This is a genomic window from Vulcanococcus sp. DEBay_Sum22DG08_74, assembly GCF_017852955.1.
Taxonomy (GTDB): domain Bacteria; phylum Cyanobacteriota; class Cyanobacteriia; order PCC-6307; family Cyanobiaceae; genus Vulcanococcus.
Map to the genome: position 1 here is coordinate 1 of NZ_JAFMKL010000105.1, position 5601 is coordinate 5601.

The window sequence follows — 5601 nt, forward strand, 5'->3', positions numbered from 1 at the left end:
CGGCTTGGATCACCAGGCGGCCATCGCTGGGGAGTCCTTCAAAGGCGCGCTGGCGTAGCACTTCCGTGTTGGGCCGTTGGGCTGCGGTGCGCTGGGCGACCAGCTCATCGCCACCTTCCACCAGTCGCGTTCGCCGGGGGGTGGCAAAGCGCTTTTTCAGGGCCTTGAACTCCGCCACCATCGTGTCGAGCAGGGCTGGACGCTCATCCAGCAGGTGTCGCAGGCGGGCCCGCTCCTGGCGTAGGTCGTCCGCCTCCTTGCGCAGGCTTTCCTGCTCGAGGCCCGTCAGCCGGCGCAGGGGCATGGCGAGGACCGCATCGGCCTGGCGCTCATTGATGTCGAGGTGCACCTGCAGGCTGGCCTTGGCGCTGGAGGCATCGGGTGCGGCGGTGATCATCTCGATCACCCGTTGCAGGGCATTGAGGGCGGTGATCAAACCCTCGACCACTTCCAGGCGATCTTCCGCGCGCTTGAGGGCGTGCTTGGTCCGCCGAATGATCGTCAGCTCGCGGTAGTCCAGGAACTCCTGCAGGAGCTGGCGCAGGCTCAGTTGGATCGGCTTGCCGTGGACAAGGGCCAGCAGGATCGCGCCGTAGTTGCTCTGCAGCGCCGTGCGCCTCTGTAGATCGGCCAGGACCTTCTCCGGGTTGGCGTCCCGGCGCAGCTCCACCACGACCCGCATGCCGTCGCGGTCGGACTCGTCGCGAATGTCCGCGATCCCGTTGATCTTGCCGTCGTTGACCTGCTCGGCCAGCTTCTCGATCCAGCCCGCTTTGCTGAGTTGATAGGGCAACTCGGTGATCACCACGGCCCCGCGCTTGTGCCGTCCCTTGCCCGGCTGAATCTCCTCGATGTGGGCGACGCCCCGCATTGGGATGCTGCCGCGGCCATAGAGATAGGTGTCGCGTAGGCCGCTGCCGGTCAAGACTTCGCCGCCGGTGGGGAAGTCGGGGCCCGGCACCAGCTCCAGCAGCTTCTCGTCGCTCAGCTCAGGCTTGCGCACCAGGGCAATCAAGGCATCCACCACCTCCCCCAGGTTGTGGGGAGGGATGTTGGTGGCCATGCCCACGGCGATGCCGGTGCAGCCGTTCAGCAGCAGGAAGGGCAGCTGGGCCGGGAGCACGGTTGGCTCCTGCTGGGAGCCATCAAAGTTGTTGGCGAAATCGACCGTGTCGCTGCCGATCTCATCGAGCATCGCCTCATTGGCGATCGGCGCCAGGCGCGTTTCCGTGTAACGCATGGCGGCCGGTGGATCGTCGTCTACCGAGCCAAAGTTGCCGTGGCCGTCGAGTAGCGGATTGCGGCTGGCGAAGGTCTGCACCAGCCGGACCAGGGCGTCGTAGACGGCTTGGTCGCCGTGGGGGTGGTACTTTCCGAGCACGTCGCCCACCACGCGGGCGCATTTCCGGTAAGGGCGATCGGGGGTCAACCCCAGCTCGTGCATCGCAAACAGGATGCGCCGCTGCACGGGCTTGAGGCCATCGCGGGCATCGGGCAAGGCCCGTCCCACGATCACGCTCATGGCGTATTCCAGATAGGAGCGCTGCATCTCCTGATGCAGCTCAATCGGCTGGATACGACGCTCGTCGGATGGGTCGGGCAGCGGCTTTTCGGGACGCGCCTTGGCCATCCGAGGTCAGAAAGTGCGGCTCAGCCTACCGAGGTTGTTCCGCGGGCTCAGCATCGGCATTGGCCTGAGCCCGCTCCACATCGCCCTTCAAGCTCGCGTTCCCCAGCAGAACACTGGTGGCTTCCCGCAGGCGCGTGCCCCAGAGCTGCTCCTGTTGATAGCTGCTCAGCACGTAGTTGGGATCACCCGCTAGGGCGCGCTTGGCCAGGTCCAGGCTCTCGCCGTTGCTGGGGTCTTGGGCATTGAGTGCCGCAGCCAAGGCCAACATCGGTTCTGCTGCCGTGGGCCGAATCGCCAGGACGGAGCGCCAGCGTTGGATCGCTTCGGCGTCCTTGCGCTGTTCGTAGAGCACCAGCGACTGGTTGTTGATGGCCTCCCAGAAGTCGCTGCGCAGCTTCGAGGCCCGCTCAAAGGCCGAGAGCGCCGCTTTGGATTCCCCCAGCAGGATGTAGCCGTTGCCGAGATCGAAGTAGGAACCGGCGTTCTTGTCGTCGATGCGCTGACCTTCGCGGATCAGCTCAACGGCGCGGGCCGGTTGGTTGGCTTTGAGGGCCAGGGAGCCCTGGGCAAAGAGGATCCCGGCATTGCGGGGGTCCAGGTTGCGCGCCTGCTCGAGCGATGCGGAAGCTTTGGCGTCCTCGCCACTACGCAACTGGGCTTCCGCCAGCAGCAGCCATCCCCGGGCATCCGTTGGGATCAGCTGAACGGTCAGCGCCGCGAGGCTGGCGGCCTCTTCCGCCTGGCCCAATTTCAAGAGTCGGCTGGCGGCTTGGGCAATGCCCAGCCCAGCGGCTTCCAGGTTGCGCTCGCTGGGCAGCACGACGTAGGGCACCAGCGCCTTGGCGGGGGTCCCAGTGAGGCTTGCCAGCATCAGGGGCGCTGTGGCCAGAACCTTCAACCAGCGCGCGGCCATCGATGCAGGGCGATCGAGCGCTCAGCCTAGGGCTGCTGCAATGTTTCGCCTCCACATTGAGGGCTTGATCCGCCGCAGGGCGGAGGCCCGCAGCTTCTCGTCCCACGCGCCGTCGCTCCAGCCCAGGGCATCAGCCCCCTGGAGATCCAACCACCACGGCCTGGGCTGCAGATCGGGATCGGTGCTGGAGACCAGTGCTTGCTGGTTCCAGGGGCAGACGTCCTGGCAGATGTCGCAGCCGGCCACCCAGCCGTTCAGGTTTGAGGCGATGTCGGCGGGCAACTGGTCCGCCCGGTTCTCGATCGTGTGGAAGGCGATGCAGCGGCGGGCATCGACAACAAACGGCTCGGTGATGGCCTGAGTCGGGCAGGCGTCCAGGCAGGCGCGGCAGGCCCCGCAGTGGGGCGTAGCGGGTTCATCAGCGGGGAGCTCCAGGTCGGTCAGTAGATGCCCGATCAGCAGCCAGGACCCCCAGTCGCGGTTGATCAGGTTGCTGTGTTTCCCGATCCAGCCCAGGCCCGCTTCCTCGGCCCAGGCCTTGTCCAGCAGGGGCGTGCTGTCGACGCAGGCGCGCCATTGGCTCTGCGGTTGGTTGCTCTCGAGCCAACGCCCCAGGGCCCGCAGGCGCCCATCGATCACCCGGTGGTAGTCCCGGCCCCAGCCATAGCGGGCCACCTTCAAGCTGCCGGGCGCAGGCTGGTCATCGACGTAATAGTTGAGGCCCACCGCGACAACACTGCGGACCCCCGGCAGTAAGGCCTCAATGGCTTGCCGTCTGGGGTCCTGCATCCAGGCCATCTCGCCCTGATGCCCCGCGCTCAGCCAGCGCTGCAGGGCGGCGTTGCGCAGGCGGATCCGCTCGCTGCCCCTCGCCGAGGCAATCCCCACCAGGTTGAAGCCCAACTCCAAGGCCTGGGCCTTGAGGGCGCTGGCCAGCTCTCCAGCCGGAAGGGGCTGTGGCTTCGGTTGATCGCCCCTACGCTTGCCCAACTTCCAAGGCCCTCCCGGTGAGTTCAGCAGTTGCAGGACGCTTCTCCAGTTTGTTGCGCTGGCTAGGGATCACCCTGGTGCTGCTGCTGGCGCTGCAATTGCTGGCGGTGCTCTCGGTCAACGGTTGGGGCGATGAGAGCTTCCGTCAGCTGCTGAGCTCCACCCTGATCACCCAGTCGCCGATGGCTCTGGTGGGGATGCTGTTGATGCTGATCGCTGCGCGGCTCGAGGATCCCCAGTCCGGTCCGACGCCCCTGCGTTGGACGGTGTGCGTGATCAGTGGTGTTCTGGCGCTGGCCCTGCTGTTCACGGTTCCCGCCACCATCGGCGGTGATCAGAGCCTGAGCGATCAGACCAACCAGTCCCTGCAGGCCCAACGCGGCCAGTTGGAGATGGCTAAGGCCCAGCTCGACAACCCCAAGGTGCTGGAGCAGGTGATCGAGCAGGGGGTTCAAACCGGGCAGATCCCTGAGACGGCCAGCGAAGACGAGAAGAAGAAGGCCGCTCGCGCCTTCATGCAAAGCCAGCTGCAGCAGGCGGAGAACCAAATCAAACAGGCCGAAACCCGCCGTGATTTGGCCTTGAACCAACGCCGGATTGGTGGCACAGGCACCGCTGTTGTTCTGGTGATCGCCTTTGCCCTGCTCGCCCTGGCGGCTGTTCTGTAGGGCGACTGGCTAAGTTGCAGGTTGGCCCTTTGTGACCGGAATTCCGGCCAGTTGAGCGACGCAACGTAGTGGTGCAATCGAGTCCCAGACCTGAGCAACCGCTGGGCGATCGTCTCCAGCAGGACCTCAAGAACGACCTGATCGCCGGTCTGTTGGTGGTGATTCCGCTCGCCACCACGATCTGGTTGGCGACGACGGTGAGTCGCTTCGTGTTGGCGTTTTTGACGTCGATTCCGAAGCAGCTCAATCCGTTCAACACCCTCAACCCTGTGCTGCAGGAGTTGATCAACCTGGGCCTGGGTCTGCTGGTTCCCCTGCTCGGGATCCTGTTGATCGGTCTGATGGCCCGCAACATCGTGGGTCGCTGGTTGCTGGAGTTCGGCGAGGGCACGCTGCAACGGATTCCCGTGGCGGGTTCCGTCTACAAGACCCTCAAGCAATTGCTGGAGACCTTCCTGCGGGATAACTCCAGCCGTTTCCGCCGCGTCGTGCTGGTGGAGTACCCCCGCGAGGGGCTCTACGCCCTGGGCTTCGTGACTGGCGTTCTGGGGGCGACCCTGTCGGCTGGCTTTGAGAAGCCGATGCTGAGCGTCTTTATCCCCACGGCTCCGAACCCCACCACCGGCTGGTACGCCGTGGTGCCGGAGTCCTCCGTTCAGGATCTGGATCTGTCGGTGGAAGACGCCTTCCGCACGATCATCTCGGCGGGCATCGTCAATCCCGATGAGCGTGAGACCCCGGCCAGCCGCAGTTTCTCCAGCCTTCTTGCCCAGCTGCGGGCCCCCGCTTACTCCCCCCTCCCTTCCAACAAGGCCTGATGCAGAGCCGCTCCGTAGCCCGCGAACTGGCCCTGCTGATGCTCGGTCAGGTCAGTGACCGTCAGCCCAGCGCCGACACCTCCCTGGACACCTTGCTGCAACAGGCTCTGGCTTCCCTGAGCCAACACGTGCGGGAGGCCCTGGATCAGGCCGCCACCGAATTGCAGGCCGCCCAACAGCAGCTTCTCGACAGCGAGTTGCAGGACCAGGGCGCCGTTGGTCAGTTGCCCCGCATTCGCCAGCACCTCCAGGACGGCCTGGAGCATGCCGAGAACGGCCTGAACCGCCTGTCCGCCAGCCTGGAGCTTCCGCGGCTGCTGATGCTCTCGGATCAAGAGGAGATCCGCCGCGGTGCCATCGAGCGTGCCCGGGCGGTGCTGTCTGGTCGTGCTGATTTGGATCAGCGCTTGGATGCGGTGATGGAGGGCTGGCGCCTGACGCGGCTGCCTCGCATTGACCGCGACATCCTGCGGCTCGCAGCCGTGGACATCGAGCAGTTCAACACCCCTGCGCCGGTGGCCTGCAACGAGGCGGTGGAGTTGGCCAACCGCTACAGCGATGAGCAGGGCCGCCGCATGATCA

The 5601-nt window shown here is 65.6% G+C and carries 6 protein-coding genes; 3 read left to right on the forward strand and 3 right to left on the reverse strand.

Annotated elements, in window-relative coordinates; translation table 11 throughout:
- From QZ184_RS09700 to queG, 3 genes are all read right to left on the reverse strand, one after another.
- Window positions 1-1630 (reverse strand): DNA topoisomerase (ATP-hydrolyzing) (locus QZ184_RS09700; protein WP_296419343.1); only part of this gene is annotated, 1630 nt, incomplete at its 3' end.
- 25 nt (window positions 1631-1655) lie between these two features.
- Window positions 1656-2543, reverse strand: a complete 888-nt coding sequence (locus QZ184_RS09705) for a hypothetical protein (protein ID WP_296419346.1) — start codon at window positions 2541-2543, stop codon at window positions 1656-1658.
- A gap of 21 nt (window positions 2544-2564) precedes the next feature.
- Complete coding sequence (gene queG / locus QZ184_RS09710; RefSeq protein ID WP_296419347.1) at window positions 2565-3533, reverse strand: tRNA epoxyqueuosine(34) reductase QueG; 969 nt, start codon at window positions 3531-3533, stop codon at window positions 2565-2567.
- A gap of 17 nt (window positions 3534-3550) precedes the next feature.
- On the opposite strand from queG, the gene QZ184_RS09715 reads away from it, so the two are divergent.
- From QZ184_RS09715 to QZ184_RS09725, 3 genes are all read left to right on the forward strand, one after another.
- Window positions 3551-4201, forward strand: a complete 651-nt coding sequence (locus tag QZ184_RS09715; protein WP_296416772.1) for an HpsJ family protein — start codon at window positions 3551-3553, stop codon at window positions 4199-4201.
- A gap of 68 nt (window positions 4202-4269) precedes the next feature.
- Window positions 4270-5019 (forward strand): DUF502 domain-containing protein, encoded by a 750-nt coding sequence (locus QZ184_RS09720; RefSeq protein ID WP_010314136.1) that lies wholly within the window; start codon window positions 4270-4272, stop codon window positions 5017-5019.
- Window positions 5019-5601 (forward strand): transcription antitermination protein NusB (locus QZ184_RS09725; protein ID WP_296419351.1); only part of this gene is annotated, 583 nt, incomplete at its 3' end. The genes QZ184_RS09720 and QZ184_RS09725, both read left to right, overlap by 1 nt.

Bases quoted from the DNA above. Each gene is read 5' to 3' on its own strand.
- QZ184_RS09705 (WP_296419346.1), bottom strand. From the start codon at position 2,543: ATGGCCGCGCGCTGGTTGAAGGTTCTGGCCACAGCGCCCCTGATGCTG.